This window comes from Micromonospora sp. LOL_024 (assembly GCF_048060415.1).
Taxonomy (GTDB): Bacteria; Actinomycetota; Actinomycetes; order Mycobacteriales; family Micromonosporaceae; genus Micromonospora.
Genome location: NZ_JBHMIS010000044.1, coordinates 1 through 14,974, shown reverse-complemented (window position 1 = coordinate 14,974; position 14,974 = coordinate 1). Strand labels below are relative to the sequence as shown.

The following is a 14,974-nucleotide window of genomic DNA, read 5'->3' as shown; positions in this document are numbered from 1 at the left end:
CACGTCATCCCGACACCCGGCGAAGTTCCCGGTCGCAGGCGGCCAGGTGAGCACCGAGCGCCTCCTCGTAGCTGGTGGAGTGCGCTTCGAGCAGCAACTGGCGGCGCACCGCCAGTTCGCGGCCGGACAGCCGGCCGAGGAACACCGTGGCGGCCTGGACGGCCTCCTCCGGGTCGCGAGCCACCTCGTCCACCAGACCGGTTGCCAGGGCCCGGTCGGCGAGGATCTCGTGGCCCCACAGCACCAACTGCCGGGCCCGGCACATGCCGAGCTGGGCCACCAACCGGTACATCGCCATGCCCGGCCAGAAGTGCGCCTCGTTGACCGGCAGCAGCAACCGCAGGTCGGCGGTGGCGATCCGGTAGTCCGCCGCCAGCAGCAGGTCCAGCGCCGGGCCGCCGCAGGTGCCCTCGGCCACGCCGATGTTGGCCGCGGTCAGCCGTTCCAGCCGGCGCAGCGCGCGCTCCCACCGGTTCACCTGCTGCACTTCGACCGCTCCTGGCCAGGAACTGTCGGCCGGCACGCCGGCCAGCCGCAGCACCACCACATGCTGGCCGCCCCGCTCCCCCACCTGGCGGCAGAGGGCGTCCACCACGCTCGCCGCCCGGTCGAGGGGGCAGTCGCCCTCGATCCGCAACTGGAATCCCAACCCGTCGGTCAGCTCGACCACTTCCGGCTGTGCCCGCATGAATCCTCCTTCGTGATGGTTCGATATCGTGCTGTAGTGACGGAGCGCGTGCGGTACGAAAAGCGGGACCACGTCGCCTACGTCATGCTCGACCGGCCGGCCGTGCTCAACGCGATGGACCTGCGGATGCACGAGGAACTCGCGGCGGTCTGGGACGACTTTGAGACCGATGACGACATCTGGCTCGGCGTCCTGGCCGGGGCCGGCGACCGCGCCTTCTCGGTCGGCCAGGACCTTAAGGAACTCGCCGGCCGGACGCGCTGGCCGGACGCGCCGACCTCCTCGTTCGGCAGTCGCGGCAGGCCCGGCTGGCCGCGGCTGACCGAGCGGTTCGAAATGGCGAAGCCGCTGGTCGCCAAGGTGCACGGGTACGCGCTGGGTGGCGGCTTCGAACTGGCGCTGGCCTGCGACGTGGTCGTAGCGTCCGAAGAGGCGACGTTCGGCCTGCCAGAGGCCCGGCTCGGCCTGGTCGCGGGCGCCGGTGGCGTCTTCCGCCTCACCCGGCAGGCGCCCTACCGGGTTGCGGTCGGCCATCTCATCACCGGGCGGTCGATGAGCGCCACACGGGCGTACGAGCTGGGGCTGGTCAACGAGGTAGTGCCGGCGGACCAGTTGGACGCCTGTGTCGACGAGTGGGTGCGGGACATCCTGGCCTGTGCCCCCCTTTCGGTCCGGGCGGTCAAGGAGGCCGCGGCCCGGTCCGCGACGCTGCCGCTGGACCAGGCGTTCACGGCCGGGTACGGGTGGGAGGAGCGCCGCCGGCAGAGCGACGACGCGCGGGAGGGCCCGGTCGCCTTCGCCGAGAAGCGTCCGCCGCGTTGGTCGGGGAGCTGACGTTACGCCGCGGAACGGCTGAGCCAGCTGAACCCGTCGAGCGGGCAGTCGCCCCGCAGGATCGAATGGTGCAGGTTCTGCAGATCCGAGGTGGGCTCCATGCCCAGTTCCTGGATGAAGCGGCGGCGCGCCACGGAGAAGACCTTGAGCGCGTCGGCACGGCGGTACGAGCGGTAGAAGGCCAGCATCAGCATGCCCCAGAGGTCCTCGCACAGCGGGTTACTCACCAGAAGCATCCGGATCTCGGCGATCGCCTGGTGGTACTCACCCAGCCGGAGCCGCGCCTGAAGCAGCAGCCGCCGCGAGGCCAGGTGGAGTTCCTCCCAGTAGAGCAGCTCCGTCTCCAGCTTCGGGCCGATCGAGGCGCCCTGGCAGATCCGGCCCCTCCACAGGCCGACGGCGCGCTCGAGGTACTCCCGGGCGAGCGTGACCTCGCCGGCGTCCAGCACCTCACGGCCGTTGTTGGTGAGGTCCTCGAAGAGAGTGAGGTCCAGCTCGTGACGTTCCAGCTCGAGCACGTAGCCGCCGGGCGTGAAGCGTAGCCGGGACGCCTCTTCCGGCCCGCAACTGTTGAGCAACCGGCGTATTCGCGACCCGTACTGCCGCAGATTGGCCCCGGCTGACGGCGGCCGATTCTCGGGCCACAACAACTCACACAGCGATGGCGTGTCGACCGCCTGATTGGGACGCAGCAACAAAGCCGCCAACAGTGTACTCGTTGCTCCTCTCGGCGCGCTCAGGCGCTGCGTTGCATCGCCTATCCCTAAAGTTCCGAGCAGGTAGAAATCCAACGCAAACCCCCGCTTTTGCTGCCTCCACGCCGAACCATTTCGAGCATCCGGCCGGCGGGTATCCGAACTGAATTCAAGAATGAGGCCAACGCGCCCATTCACAAATTTTCCGATTAGGTCGACAAGCCCTCCGACCCCCCGTGGACACCGTGGGCAACCGCTTTCCTGCGCAACGCGGTAGACGGCACCTGCTAGGGGTTGAAGGCTAGCCGATCCCACCAGATTGGGCAAGGCCCGGCAACCGTTCGAGCTCCTGTACGGCCAAGGCGCTCCGGCCAGGCCCATCGATCGACCCCTCCTTCACAGAAGGTTCTCAGACTGAAAACTACTGCAATTATTTGATCACCAACTTCCCTTGGCGGTCAACCGCAGCTCACGTTAGGGTGAGTGCCTAACGGTCGATCCAACGCGCACTCGATCGCATGTTACCGCTGGCCGCTTCGTGTTTAGGTAATGCCTGCTGTCCGGCCCTCCGGTTGACTGCGACATTCATCGTATTAAATCGGATGACACGCCTACCAGTCTGGTGATACGAGCGCCGGCACGGAAGGGGATTCATGAGGGCTGGCCCGGCCGCCGACCGGCCGAGATTTCCGGAACCGCCGTACCGCGCCGAGGTGGAGGACCTGGTCCTTCCCGACGACACGCCCACCGCCCTCCGGGAGATCGCGGCGAACCTGGGCGAAGCCCCGTCCACGATCCTGCTGGCCGTCTTCACCCTGGTGCTGCATCGGCACACCGGCGAGGGCGAGACCGTCGTCGGCGTCCGCGGCGGGCCCGCGCTGCGGGTCGAGGTCGACCCGGACGCACCGTTCGCCGACCTCGCCCGCCGCGTTGCGGGGGCAGGCCGGGCAGATACGGCCGCGAGCGTTCTGTTCGGAAACGACCTCGCCGAGGCGCCGCAACCCGGCGCGGAACTGGAGCTGACCGCCGACGGAACCGCCATCCGGGTGACCTACCACGCGAACCTGTTCGACCGCGCGACGGCGGCGCGGCTCGCCGCGCACTACCGGACCGCCCTCAGCGAGGTGCTCCATGACCCACACACGCCCGTCGCGGCTGTGCCGGTCGAGGCCGGTCCCCCGCAGTCACCCCCGGCCTGGCGGCTGGCGATTCCGGCCGGCTACGCGCCACCGCCGCCCGCCGGCGCGGACGAGTCCCTGGTGGACCGTTTCCGGGCGGTCGCGGCGGCCGAACCCGCCCGGACCGCGGTCACCGGGCCGTCCGGCGCGTACCGCTACGACGAGCTCGACGCCGTCACCGACGCCTTGGCGGCCGACCTGTGCCGCCGGTTCGGCCCCGGCCGGCGGATCGCGGTACTGGCCGGCCATGACGTCGGCCTGGCCGTCGGGGTCTGGTCGGTGCTGAAGGCCGGCTGCGCCTACGTTCCGCTGGACCCGCGGCAGCCTGCGGGCCGCCTGGACAACGTCCTCGCCGACACCGACGTGGCGGCGGTCCTCCACGACCCCGATCTGCGGACGGCCGCCGCCGCGCTCGGGGACGACCGAACGCCACTGGTCCCTCTGCCGTCCGCCGCGAAGAAGAGCGAGCCCGGCCCGGAGGTGAGCGCGGACTCCCCCGCCTACCTGCTGAACACCTCAGGCTCGACCGGTCGCCCGAAGGCCGTCGTGCAGATCCACCGCAACGTCCTGGCCCACGCGCTCGCCTACGCCGACCGGATCCGGCTGGGCCCCACCGAGCAGGTCCCGCTGCTGGCCCGGTTCACCTTCGACGCCGCCGTGATGGACCTGTTCGGCGCACTGCTCACCGGCGCAACCCTGCATATCGTCGACCCGATGCTGCCGCCCGCCGAGCTACGTGCCCGGCTCGCCGCGGTCGGCGCGACGATCCTGCACGGCACGCCGACCCTCTTCCGGTACCTGATGGGCGATGGCGATGACGGGGACCTGCGCAGCGTACGGGTCGTGGTGCTCGGCGGCGAGGAGGTCGTCCGGGACGACGTGGAACGCTTCCGAGAGCACTTCCCGGCGGACTGCACGCTGGTCAACGGCCTGGGCCCGACCGAATGCACGCTGGCCCTGCAACACCTGGTCACCGAAGCTGACGCCGACGGCGCCGCGGTGCCGGTCGGCCACCCGGTGGACGGCGTCGAGGTGTGCCTGCTGGACCCGGGCGGCCGGCCTACTGAGGTGGTCGGCGAGCTGGAGATCCGCAGCGGCCGGGTGGCGAGCGGCTACTGGCGCCAGGAGAAGCCCACCGCAGGGGCGTTCGGCACCCACCCGGACGGCACCCGGTACTACCGGACCGGCGACCTGGTCCGCCGCCGCCCCGACGGTGCCCTGGTCTTTCAAGGCCGCAAGGACCGCCAGGTCAAGATCAGAGGGCACCGGCTGGAACTGGGCGAGGTGGAGGCCCTGCTGCGCACGCACCCGACCGTCGCCCAGGCCACGGTCGTGGTTGACCAGCGCCGCGGCGGGGCCCGGCTGGCCGGCTACGTCACCTCGGCCACCTCGCTGCCGGCCGACGCCGGGGAGCTGGCCGGCTACCTCACCCGGCAGCTACCCGACTACGCGGTCCCGTCCGCGCTAATGGTGCTCGACAGCATGCCGCTGACCGCGACCGGCAAGCTCGATCGGTCCCGGCTGCCGGTTCCCGAGACGGTGCTGCCCGCCGACGACGACCGGCCGCGGACGCCCGTGGAGGTGACCCTCGCGCAGATCTGGTGCCGCCTGCTCGGCATCGCGGAGGTCGGCGTGCGGACCAGCTTCCTGGCGGCAGGCGGCGACTCGATCCGGCTCATGGAAATGTTCTCCGAAGTCAAGCGGGAGTTCTCGGTGGAGATCCCGCTGGTGCGGTTTCTGACGTCCCCGACGGTCAGCACGATCGTCGGCCTTATCGAGGATCGGCATGGGGGTACCAATGACACGCCTACTCATCGGCAACGACTTCAGTGAGGACGTACGGACCGATCGCGGCTGGACCGGCTGGTGGGTGCAGCGGCTGGTGTGGTTCGCTGAGGACGACGACGTGCTCGTGCTACCCACCGCGCCCGAGGAGGCGTTCGTCCGGTACGTCACGTCGCTGACCGGCACCCGGCCGGAGTCGCTGCGGTTCGTCGTCCTACCCGCCGGCCCCGCCGACGGCGGCACGCTGAGCGCCGCCCGGCTCGTCGACGAGAAGCTCGTCGCGGCGACCGCCAAGGCCATCGACGGCCGCGAGGTCGAAACGGTGTTTGCGCTGTGGCCGGACGCCGCCGTCGCCCGGCTCACCCGGTCCCTCGGCATCGCCACGGCGCTGCCCGGTTATGGCTTCGTCGACCAGGCCGGCGGGACGATGGTGAACAGCAAGTCGGCGTTCCGCACGATCGCCAGCGGCGTGGGTGTCCCGCTCCCACCCGGCGCGGTCTGCACCAGCCGGGACGTCGCCGAGACGACGATCGTCGAGCTGCTCAACCGCTACCGCCAGGTGATCATCAAGCACGACTTCCTCTCCGGCGGGCACGGCAACGAGATCCTCAGCACCGAGCCCGGGGTCCGGCCGATCGGCGCCCGCCGCACCGTCACGGTCGACGGCCGCCCGGACGTCCGGGCCTATCTCGACGACCGGTGGGAGTGGCTCACCTCCGGGAGCCGCAGCCGGCCGGTGGTCGAGCGCTACGTCCGGGACAGCTCCGCGTTCTTCGCCGAGGTATCCATCACCGACGAGGGAATCCACACCCAGGGCACCGGGGAACTGCTGTCCGCGCCGTACGCGATCGGCCAGGTGATGCCCGCGCTCGGACTGGAGCCGGAAGTACTGGACACGCTGGTCTCCGCGACCCACCGGCTGTGCGAGCCGTTGCGCGCCATGGGATACCGGGGCCTGCTCGCTGCCGACGCGATCGTCACGCCCCAGCGCGAGGTGCTGTTCACCGAGTACAACGGCCGGGTCACCGGCTCGACCCACATCTACGGGCGGATCGGCCGGAAGGTGGTCGGCGATGGCTACGGTACTGACCGGACCATCCTGGAACGAGTCTGGCCAGAGGACTGGTCGGTTCCCTCGTTCAGCGCGGCGCTGGAGCGGGTCACAGCGGCCGGGCTGGCCTACGACCCGGCAACCCGGGCCGGGGTGGTGTTCACCAACGCGTTCGACAACGTCAAGGGCGTCATGTACTGCATCGTGATGCCGACCGTCGACGAGGCCTGGCAGGTCGAGCAGTCACTAAAGCCGGTCTTCGGCTCGGATGCCGGGACCGTCGATGCCTGACGAACCCGGCGGCAACCTGCTGGACCTGCTGTGTCCGGCGGGCGCACGCTTCGCCGACCGGGCCGCCTCCGCGCGGGTGGCCGCATCCTGACCTACCGGCAGGTGCACGGCTGGGCCCGGCGGCTGGCGGCCGGGACCGCCGCCGGGCGGCCGGTCGGCGTGTGCGCCGGTTCCAGCGCCGCCGGCCACGTCGGCCTGCTGGCCGCGCTGTACGCCGGGGCGCCGGCGGTGCCACTGAACCTGCGCTACCCCGGCCGACCGCACCGCCGTCGGTGGAGCGCGACGCATGGGCGTACATCTTGTTCACGTCCGGCTCGACCGGCGTTGATCCACGATGGACTTCGGCTCCCGCTGCTGCGAAACGGAGAGCTAACCGTGGCCGGTCGGCAGACGTTCCGGGGCTATCTCGACCCGGCCGACGACCAGGACCGGTTCGTGACCCTCGACGGCGAGCGGTACTCCCGCACCGGGCACCGGGTTCGGCGGCTCGACTCCGGCGACTTGGCCTGCCTTCCGCGGTACATGGTGCCCCGGTCGATCACGCACGCGGCCGGGCTCCCGCTGAACGCCAACAGGAAGGTCGACCGGCTGGCCCTGGCGGCGGAGTTCTGGAAGCCTGACGGGTGCGCCCGGCGGTCCGGTACCGGACCGCCGGGCGGTTCAGCGCCTGACCGCGTACGGCACGCCGGTGTTCAGCATCGCGGTGACCTGACGGGCCGCAGCCACGCAGGTGGCTATCTTGCCGCCGAACACCGCGATGCTGCGCTCGTCGAGCCGGCGCACCAGGGTGGGCCGCGCGTCGCTGCTGTCCAGCCCGGGCAGCACCGCGCGGATGGTGAACAGCGAGCCAAGGTACCGGGCGTCATCGATGTCGTCCAGGAAGTCCCGGGCGTGCCGCACGAAGGCCGGGAACTTGCTGGCCGGCGACCGGGTGATGCCACGGTCGAGGTGATTCACCAGATGTGCGGGAACCAGGGCGTTCCGGCCCAGGGTGGTGGCGTGGATGGCGTGCACGACGTTGCCGAGCACGAACGAGCCGTCCGGCCCGAGCGGGTCGACGCACAGGAACGGGCCGTCCAGGATCACCAGGCTGCGCCGGTGGTACGGCGGCGGCAGCCGGACCACCGGTTTCTCACAGACCTCGAACTGGTAGTCCACCGCCCCGCCGGGCACCTCTGCCTGAAGGTCGTTGAGCCGGGCATAGGTGGCGAACACCACCTGGTCGTAGCCGGCCAGGTCGGCGACCCGGCGGCGCGAGCGCAGACGCACGTCGACGCCGTGCTCGATGAGCCGGAGCCAGCAGGCGGCCCGCAGGGCGTCCACGTCGATGGCGTCCTCGCGAATCCGCAGCGACAGGTCCACCGACTCCGTCCGCAGGTACGGCGGATGGTCCTCGATGTATTCGAGCCCGAGCAGCCGGCAGAAGTCGAGGTACTCGCCGGCCGAGACCAGACTGTCTCGACGCGCGATCGCCACGTAGTGGTCGTAGTCGGCGCGGACCGCCTGCGGGTACTCGGCGGCAAACGACTCGGCACCGTCACGCGCCGCCAGTGCCGTCTCGGTGCTTCGTGGATAGTGGTAGCCGCGGTGCAGCCGGCGCTGATTAACCGCGCTCGCGGCCTGCAGCAGTTCCGGTCCGGCCTCGTGCAGCACCACATGGTGCCCGGCTCGTGCGAGGTGGACCGCGGCGGTCACGCCGAAGATTCCACCACCGACGACCGCCACCCGATGTTCGCCTGCCATGCGGCCTCCCCCGTCTCGTGCCGACGCCTCAACCTCGGCCGAAGACCATGCCGCCGTTGACCTGCAGGATTTGTCCGGTGGTGAAGCCTGCTTCCGGTGCAGCCAGATAGCGCACGGCGGCCGCCACCTCGTCCGGTGTGCCGGGCCGGCCCACCGGAGTCAGGTCAACCCGGGACAGGATGAACTCCGGCGTCAGGCCGCCGCCGAAGAACTCGGTGTCCGGGATGAAGCCCGGCGCGACGGCGTTTACGGTCACTCCCGCGGGCGCCAGCCGGGTCGCGGCCGTGTAGACCCACGCGTGCAGGGCGGCCTTGGCGGCGCCGTACGACCCGGTAGGCCGGAACGCCGCCACCGAGCCCAGCGCGACGATCCGGGCGCCCGGCCGGCGCAACCGGTCGAACAGCGCCTCGGTGAGCAACACGGTGGGCAGCACGTTGCCCTGGAAGTCCCGGCTCCAGCCCGCGGCGACCGCGGCGAGGTCCGTCCCGTCGTCGCCGAAGCGGCCGCCGGCATTGTTGACCAGCACATCCACCGTGCCGCCGGCGCGGTCCACCGCCCCGACGACGCCGGCCAGGTCACCGGGGTCGGTCAGGTCGGCGGTGTGCCACCCGACCAGGTCACCGCCGAGTTCATGGTTAATTGTGTCAGCGGTCGCCTTCAGCGGACCAGGCCGCCGGCCGAGGATCACCACCCGGTCGCCATCGGCCGCAAGCCGGCGCGCGACCGCCCAGCCGATTCCCGTTCCACCGCCCGAAACAACGGCCAGTCGTGCCATCTGCCCTCCTAAACGAGTGACGCGTCCTTGAGGAGGGCGGCGAGCCGTGCGACGCCCTCGCCGATCTGCTCCGGATCGAGGTAGCTGCAGGAGAGCCGCAGCTCGTCGGTGCCGCCGCCGTCCACGTAGAATTGCGACATCGGCGTCCACACCACGCCGTACGCCGACGCGGACCGCTCCAGCAAGCCGGCGTCGACGCGTACCGGCACCCGCATCCGCACGAAGAAGCCGCCGCGGGGCCGGTTCCAGCGCACGCCGGGGCGGAAGGTGTGGGGCGTGGCGGTCCAGCGCGTCCAGCATGGTGGCGAGGTTGAGCCGGTAGAGCTCCGAGCGGGTCCGGCCGAGTGCGGCGAGCGACCCGCCGTGCTTCAGCAGCAGCCCGCCGACCAGTGCCTGGCAGACCGGTGCGGTGTTGACCGTGACCATGCTCTTGATCGCGGCCAGCTCATCGGCGAGTCGGCCGGCATCGCGCACCGACTGGTCGGCGACCACGAAACCGACGCGCGCGCCGGGCATGCAGACCTTCGCAAACGTGCCGATCAGTATCACCCGGCCGGTCTGGTCGAGCGCTTTCAACATCGGTATCTCGGCACCGGGAGCCGCGGTGAAGCCGTACGTGTTGTCCTCCAGCACCAGGAAGTCCTCGCGCTCAGCGAGGTCGAGGAGCCGGCGACGGCCGTCCAGGTCCAGCACCGAGCCGCCCGGGTTGGAGAAGTCCGGCGCCACATACAGCGCGCGGATCCGGCGGCCGGCCTCTTGGGCAGCCCGGCAGGCAAGCGTGACCCGATCCACGTCGAGCCCTTCCCAGGACTCCTCGACGGCGACCGTGTCGATGTCGAGGAGGCGCGCGGCACCGGTGATGCCCACGAAACTGGGACTCACCACGGCTAGCACGTCGGCCGGGCCGGCGAAGAGGGCGCGCAGCGTGATCAGCATGCCCTCCTGCGCCCCGACGGTCACGACAACCGCGCCCGGATCGACGTCGAGGCCGTAGTCGGCCCGCAGCGCCCCGGCGATCAGGTCATTGATCAGGCCGCGGCTTGGGCCGTACTCGCTCAGCAGCTGCCGGACCCGCGCCCGGGACATGCCGGATCGGCCGGCGAGGTGGTCGACGTACCGCTCGACGGCGCCGGCGATGTCTACCTCCTGCAGGTGCACGAGGTGGGGCGCGCCCGGCGCGAACGAGATGGCCGCCGGATAGCGGGACATCACCTCGTTGAGGAAGCCGATCGACCCGAGCACCTCGTCGCCAAGCGAACCGTGCAACTCGCCGCGGTCCAGCCTGATCCTCATGCCGGCATCGCCGGGCGGTGCCAGTCCGCCAGCCTGGCCAGCACGTCCGGGCTGTACGCCCGGGTGGCCTGGAGGTAGGCGAACTCGGCAAGGTATTCGCGCAGCCGGTCCCGCGGTTCCTCGGCCAGGCACATCATCCGCCGGTTGGCGAGCACGGCCGGCTCCGCGAGGATGGCCACGGCAGCGTCCACCGCGGCGTCCACCTGCTCGGTCGGCACCACCTCGTCGACCAGGGTGGCGACCGCCGGGTCGTCGGCGCCGATCCGCTCGCCACCGAGGATGACCCGGCGGGCCAACCGGCCGCCGGTCATTCGGCTCAGGCGCAGATTCGCGGCACCCGGGACGATGCCCTCGCGGGCGGCCGGCAGGCTCAGGTAGGCGTCGTCGACCGCGATCACGCGGTCGCAGGCGAGCAACAGCTGGGTGCCACCGCCGATGGCGAAGCCGTCGACCACCGCCAGCCACGGCCGGGCGGCGAAGCGGTCCGGGAAGGCGTCTGGCGCCGGGTCGGCCAGCACGCCGTGGATCAGCTTGCTGACGTAGCCCAGTTCCCGCTGAAGCAGGAACCCGACCAGCGAGATCCGGCCGGCGCACAGTTCGGCCAGGTTAATCCCGGCACTGAACACGCGGCGGCCTCGGTAGCGCGGGTGGGTCATGACGCCGCCGCGCAGCACACCCACCCGTACGGTGCCGGTCAGCGTGACCAGATCGACCGCGGTCTCCATGTCCGCGACGAGGCCCTCGTCCTCGGCGTTCAGGCAGTGGTCGTTGGTCACGGTGACGTGCGCGGCCGGTCCCTGGCGCCGGACATCCAGGGTGTCCAGGGCGACGTGACCGTCCCGGTCGAAGGCGTCCAGCAGGTCCAGTGCGCGCGGCGACGGCAGGGCCATCGAGTCCATCAGGTGCCCGCCCACGTCCGGCACCCGCAGCAGTGCCCGGAAGAAGATGCCCTGGTCGATCTCGCGGCCGGCCCGACCCGCCTGCGGCAGCAGGCGTTCGGCGTCCATCTGGGCGCGCGTCGGCACCAGGCCGGGGAACCGGTCGGCCGCAGCATAAACCAGGTCGGCGATCCTGCGGTGGCGGGTCCGGCCGTCAGTGAGCCGGTCGTACACCGCGGCGGCGTGCCGGTGCAGGAAGCGGTGCCGCAGGGCACGGCAACTGTCGTGCCCACCGTCGGACGGCGCCAGGCCGGACGGTACGGGCAGCCGGGCCAACAGTTCCGCGTCTCGGGTCAGCTCACCAGTCAAGTCCACGAGGCCGTCCTCACCATCGCAGCAGGGCGGTCTCGAGAGTCGAACCGGGACCCATGGTCATCAACACTCCGTGGTCGCCGGGTTTCGCCGCCTGCTCCTCGACGAGGCGCTGGTAGGAGAACAGGAAGGAGCCGCTCGACAGGTTTCCGTAGTCGCGCAGCACGCCGATGGTGTGCCGCAGGTCGTGGCGGGTCAGGCCGAGGTTGACCCGCACCGAGTCGATGACCTTCTTGCCGCCCGAGTGCACCAGCCAGTGGTCAATGTCGGACCGCTTCAGGCCGGTCCCCCGGAGCAGGCGGTCCACCACCTCCTCGGCGTGCGCGCCCACCACGTACGGGATCAGGGGGTCGAGGTAGAAGCTGAACCTGCCGACCGTGTCGTCCCAGTCGTACCGCATGGCGTCGGCGGCCTCAGGGATGATGCAGCTCGCGAAGCGCAGCACCTCGGGCGTGCCGGTGCCGGTGCCGGCGTCGCCGCTCGGGCCCGGCCCGGCGAGCAGGGTCGCCGCCGCCGCGCCGTCGCCGAACAGGCTGTTCACCACGGACGTCCGCATGGTGCCGTCGAAGACGTACGCGGCCGAGCATGCCTCGATGCACACCATCACGGCCAGCTCGCCGGGATGGGTGGCGGCCCAACCGGCGACCGCGGTGAGCGCATTCAGCCCGGCGTTGCAACCCATCCCGACCACGTCCAGCCGGGAGCAGTCCCGGCCCAGATCGAGGTCCTTGATGAGCAGCGCGCTGAAGCCCGGCGTGATGAAACCGGTCGACGACACGCAACACAGGTACCGCACGTCGCCCCGCCGCATGCCGGCCGCTTGAAGGCAGGCGTCCACCGCGGCGTGGCCCATCCGAACTCCGGTGTGGACATGCTTGCCGAGCAGTTGGCCCTGGCTCTCCATGACCCTGCCGCCGTCCGGATCGGTCGGCGGCAGGGTCAGGTGCCGGCGCTCGATCGCGCTGTTGTGGAACACCGACCTGATTCGGACGTCCTCGATGCCGAACAGGTCGAGCAGTTCCTCCTGGGTGTACGACTCCGGCGGCACCGCGGTGCCGACCGACAGCAGGCGCGGCGGTGTGGCGAGCGTGGCCGGCACCGTGACCTCCGGCTGGACCGCCTCCAGCACCCGTAACATCCGGTTCCCCTTCCGTGGCCGACCGCCGATCAGTTGAGGTAGTCCTCCGGCCCGCCGTCCCGGACCGTGTCGAGGGTGAAGCAGTGGAAGCCGCCGCCGAACAGCCGCCGGTGGCGGTGTCGAACGGGGACGACGGTGAACTTGTGGCGCTCCAGAGTGCGGACGAGTTCCGGGCAGGCGTCGTTGACCAGCACCGTGTAGGGATCGACCGACAGCACGTTCAGGTCGATGTAGGGGCTGGTGAGGATCAGATCGTCGTCGTCGTACACGGGGAAGTTGTTGCTCTCCGGCGGCGGCGGCACGATGGTGTCCCACTTCTGGAGCGCCGCGGGCAGGTAGTCGACCACCTCGGGCGAGCGCACCAGCAGCAGGCCCGGCCGCAACGCGAGCACCATGCTGTCGATGTGGCTGTCGCTGAGCTGGTACACCCGGTGTATCCGGAACCGGCCCTCGAGGTGGCGTTCCAGCCAGTCGACCGCGAGGGCGTGGTTGGCGGTCGCGATGTTGGCGACGATGTCCCGGCCAAGGCGCAGGCACTGGGCGGCGTCGAACATCATCTCGTAGCCGACGTCGTACGGGGACTTCTCCGGGTCCTGCACCGGCTCGATCGGACCGCCGGCGTTGCTGTTCGCGTACGAGGGATCGAACGACGCGTCGGTCATCAGCGGCCGCGGCATCACCGTCCACCGGGCGCCGCTACGGAAGTAGTCGGCGAAGACCGGTGACAGCAGTTGGGTCTCGAAGTACCGGGACCGGATCATCGGCGGCGTCTCGATGATCTCGTCGCCGACGATCAGCGTGTTGTCCCGGACGTTCAGGGCCGGCACCACGGACGCCGACCAGGCCAGTGTCTTCACCTCGTTGGTGGACGGGTGCACCGGCATCGGCCGGTGCACCAGGACGCCCAGCGACTCAAGTATTCTAGCGATGTTCTCGACGTCCTCGTTTAGCTCGTCCACGTACCGCTGTTTGATGGCAGAGGCGGACTTCCCAGCCGAAGGCGCCGACAGCCGCGGGTAGTACCACTCCGACCGGACGAGGTTGTCGTGAAAAAACAGGTCGAACGACAGTTCCCGTTCGTGCGACGTGTAGTTGACGGCAGAGCCGACGACGACCTCGCGCAGCGGGGACCATTCGTCGAAGCTATTGAGTTTCACCCGGCAGCTCCTCAGTATGTCCGTGGTGGACTCGACGTGGCGAGAACGTAGCCGCGGGCCGCATACGCAGGGCATGGCGTCACGTATACGCCGCGCATCGGCCGGACCGACGACCACGGTCACCCGTGCTTCGATCGGCACCATGACCGATGTTGCCGCCAAGCTGGGCCCGCTGTGGGGTGCCGCGCTGCGCACCGAGGACGCCACCGACGACGCCGATTTCTTCGACAGCGGCGGTACCTCCATCGACGCTGTGCGCCTCGCGGCGTCCATCGCGACGACGTTCGACATCGCCGTGAACGCGGTCGACGTGGTGACCCACTCAGAGTTCGCCGACCTGGCCAACCTGATCGAATCGCGGCTCGCCGCGGAGGGGACCGGGCCCGCAATCAAGTCGCTGTGGGACGATGAGGTGTTCCGGCGGTTCGAACTGATCGTCAACGGGCCGGCCTTGTTCAACGCCGTCGTCACCGGCCTGGAGCTGGACATCTTCGGCTTCCTGGCCCGGCAGCCGAAGGCCGAGCTCGACGAGATTCGCCAGTTCGCCGACGTACCGCGACACCAGCTCCGGGTCCTGATGCACGCGCTGTGCTCGACCAGGCTCATCGAGCGGCACGAGGGGCGGTACGTGAACAGCGCGGTAGCCGAAACACTGCTCGCCGGCGACGGCCCGGACAGCTGGCGGCACATCCTGCCGGCCTGGCAACGTGTCTACTACCCGGCGTTCCAGCACCTCACCTCGGCCGTCCGCACGGGCACGAATACCGCGCTCGCCGACTACCCCGGCGACGAGCCGTCGCTCTACCAGCGGCTCTCCCGCGACCCCGAGCTGGAGGCCGTTTTCCACCGGGCGATGGGAGCGTTTACCCGGCAGACCCTCGACGGCCTGCTGGACAACGCCGAGCTGTCCGGAGTCGGGCACCTGGTGGACGTCGGCGGTGGCGACGGCACCACGGCCATCCAGTTGGCCAACCGGTTCCCCGATCTGCGCGTCACGGTGTTCGACCTGAACAGCGTGGCGGCCCGCGCCGGTGACCAGGGCTTAATCAAGTTCCGTGGGTGTCCGGAGTGTTGGTGATGCCCAGGATGGGGAGTG

The 14,974-nt window shown here is 70.4% G+C and carries 11 protein-coding genes and 1 pseudogene; 4 read left to right on the top strand and 8 right to left on the bottom strand.

The genetic code is table 11. The features are described 5' to 3' along the window. Positions 1 to 4 precede the first annotated feature (4 nt). Positions 5 to 688 (bottom strand): enoyl-CoA-hydratase DpgB, encoded by a 684-nt coding sequence (dpgB, locus tag ACFHWY_RS25640; RefSeq protein ID WP_416582819.1) that lies wholly within the window; start codon positions 686 to 688, stop codon positions 5 to 7. Between the two features lie 36 nt (positions 689 to 724). Between dpgB and dpgD the strand changes: the two genes are divergently transcribed. Then, complete coding sequence (gene dpgD / locus ACFHWY_RS25635) at positions 725 to 1,522, top strand: enoyl-CoA-hydratase DpgD (RefSeq protein WP_416582818.1); 798 nt, start codon at positions 725 to 727, stop codon at positions 1,520 to 1,522. A 2-nt stretch (positions 1,523 to 1,524) separates the two neighbouring features. Here dpgD and ACFHWY_RS25630 read toward each other — a convergent pair whose 3' ends face one another. Further along, a complete protein-coding gene (locus tag ACFHWY_RS25630; protein ID WP_416582817.1) occupies positions 1,525 to 2,100 on the bottom strand; it encodes an AfsR/SARP family transcriptional regulator in 576 nt (191 codons plus the stop codon). A gap of 770 nt (positions 2,101 to 2,870) precedes the next feature. Here ACFHWY_RS25630 and ACFHWY_RS25625 point away from each other — a divergent pair. Together ACFHWY_RS25625 and ACFHWY_RS25620 are read left to right on the top strand one after the other, a co-directional pair. Then, positions 2,871 to 5,228, top strand: coding sequence for an amino acid adenylation domain-containing protein (locus ACFHWY_RS25625; RefSeq protein ID WP_416582816.1), 2,358 nt, complete (start codon positions 2,871 to 2,873; stop codon positions 5,226 to 5,228). Next, a complete protein-coding gene (locus ACFHWY_RS25620; RefSeq protein ID WP_416582815.1) occupies positions 5,194 to 6,522 on the top strand; it encodes a peptide ligase PGM1-related protein in 1,329 nt (442 codons plus the stop codon). Before ACFHWY_RS25625 ends, ACFHWY_RS25620 begins: the two co-directional genes overlap by 35 nt. Before the next feature lie 660 nt (positions 6,523 to 7,182). Here the strand turns inward: ACFHWY_RS25620 and ACFHWY_RS25615 are convergent. From ACFHWY_RS25615 to ACFHWY_RS25590, 6 genes and pseudogenes are all read right to left on the bottom strand, one after another. Beyond that, positions 7,183 to 8,367 (bottom strand): FAD-dependent oxidoreductase, encoded by a 1,185-nt coding sequence (locus ACFHWY_RS25615; RefSeq protein WP_416582832.1) that lies wholly within the window; start codon positions 8,365 to 8,367, stop codon positions 7,183 to 7,185. Next, positions 8,294 to 9,040 carry an SDR family NAD(P)-dependent oxidoreductase gene (locus ACFHWY_RS25610; protein WP_416582831.1) on the bottom strand — a complete coding sequence of 249 codons (747 nt, stop codon included), beginning with the start codon at positions 9,038 to 9,040 and terminating at the stop codon, positions 8,294 to 8,296. Before ACFHWY_RS25610 ends, ACFHWY_RS25615 begins: the two co-directional genes overlap by 74 nt. Positions 9,041 to 9,475: 435 nt before the next feature. After that, positions 9,476 to 10,126 (bottom strand): annotated as a pseudogene (locus ACFHWY_RS25605) (aminotransferase class I/II-fold pyridoxal phosphate-dependent enzyme); the annotation flags it as partial. 203 nt (positions 10,127 to 10,329) lie between these two features. Then, positions 10,330 to 11,586, bottom strand: a complete 1,257-nt coding sequence (gene dpgC, locus ACFHWY_RS25600; RefSeq protein ID WP_416582814.1) for a (3,5-dihydroxyphenyl)acetyl-CoA 1,2-dioxygenase DpgC — start codon at positions 11,584 to 11,586, stop codon at positions 10,330 to 10,332. A gap of 10 nt (positions 11,587 to 11,596) precedes the next feature. Beyond that, a complete protein-coding gene (gene dpgA / locus ACFHWY_RS25595) occupies positions 11,597 to 12,721 on the bottom strand; it encodes a 3,5-dihydroxyphenylacetyl-CoA synthase DpgA (protein WP_416582813.1) in 1,125 nt (374 codons plus the stop codon). A 29-nt stretch (positions 12,722 to 12,750) separates the two neighbouring features. Beyond that, positions 12,751 to 13,878 carry a glycine amidinotransferase gene (locus tag ACFHWY_RS25590; RefSeq protein WP_416582812.1) on the bottom strand — a complete coding sequence of 376 codons (1,128 nt, stop codon included), beginning with the start codon at positions 13,876 to 13,878 and terminating at the stop codon, positions 12,751 to 12,753. Positions 13,879 to 14,020: 142 nt separating this feature from the next. Between ACFHWY_RS25590 and ACFHWY_RS25585 the strand changes: the two genes are divergently transcribed. Then, the gene (locus tag ACFHWY_RS25585; protein ID WP_416582811.1) at positions 14,021 to 14,956 is read left to right on the top strand and encodes a methyltransferase; all 936 of its coding nucleotides are present in this window, start codon (positions 14,021 to 14,023) and stop codon (positions 14,954 to 14,956) included. Positions 14,957 to 14,974: the final 18 nt, after the last annotated feature.